Source organism: Maribacter sp. 4G9, assembly GCF_002742265.1.
Taxonomy (GTDB): Bacteria; Bacteroidota; Bacteroidia; order Flavobacteriales; family Flavobacteriaceae; genus Maribacter.
Genome location: NZ_MDGL01000182.1, coordinates 1 through 669 on the forward strand (window position 1 = coordinate 1; position 669 = coordinate 669).

Annotated in this window: 2 protein-coding genes; one reads left to right on the top strand and one right to left on the bottom strand. The window is 35.6% G+C overall.

Annotated features, from left to right (window positions below; all coding sequences use genetic code 11):
- Window positions 1–202 precede the first annotated feature (202 nt).
- Window positions 203–385, bottom strand: coding sequence for a hypothetical protein (locus BFP75_RS19290; RefSeq protein WP_099546968.1), 183 nt, complete (start codon window positions 383–385; stop codon window positions 203–205).
- A gap of 173 nt (window positions 386–558) precedes the next feature.
- On the opposite strand from BFP75_RS19290, the gene BFP75_RS19295 reads away from it, so the two are divergent.
- Window positions 559–669 (top strand): transposase (locus tag BFP75_RS19295; RefSeq protein WP_165776627.1); only part of this gene is annotated, 111 nt, incomplete at its 3' end.

A 669-nucleotide genomic window follows, 5' to 3' on the forward strand; every position in this document is an offset into this window, starting at 1 on the left:
GGGTAATGACACCAGCTTTGGCAAGATGGGCCAAAAGTGCCCTTGAACCGTTGTTCGGTGCTTTTGTAAGGCATCCAAGATTAGCGCTGCCAATCTAAGGCGGACCAAAAAAAGCCCCGTAAAGAGGCTTGTACGGATCCATTTTTTCACGGATTAATATCTTGTGCAACGGTTACCGGTGTTGTGTACAGTACTTTTATTTTTAAAGTGCATATTTGTCCAACTTCTTGAGTTCATTCAAAATCTTTTTGTTCCATTTATTTTGTCCTTTTTCACTAAAATAACTTTCGCTATCGTATTGATTTTGTAGTTCGATACCATAATCGATTAATTCATCATATTTTTTTTGATAAACAGAAACGTTCTTTTCTGACGCATTATTCAATTCAGAGAATGCTTTTCGGATTTTTCTTGTAATAAATTCCCAAAGGTCGAAATGTAATTGTTCATGTTCTAATGTCTCTAAATTAGAAACAACAGTCCACGATTTTGTAGGCTTCCCTAAAAATAGGACAGTTCATAATTCGAATTTACTAACTTTAAATTCAAACTGTCACGATGAAAAACAGCAAGTTTAGCGAGAGTCAAATTATCAAGGCTCTAAAAGAAAATCAGCAAGGAAGATCTGTTGGAGATGTTTCGAGGGAATTAGGAATAGATAAAAGCACG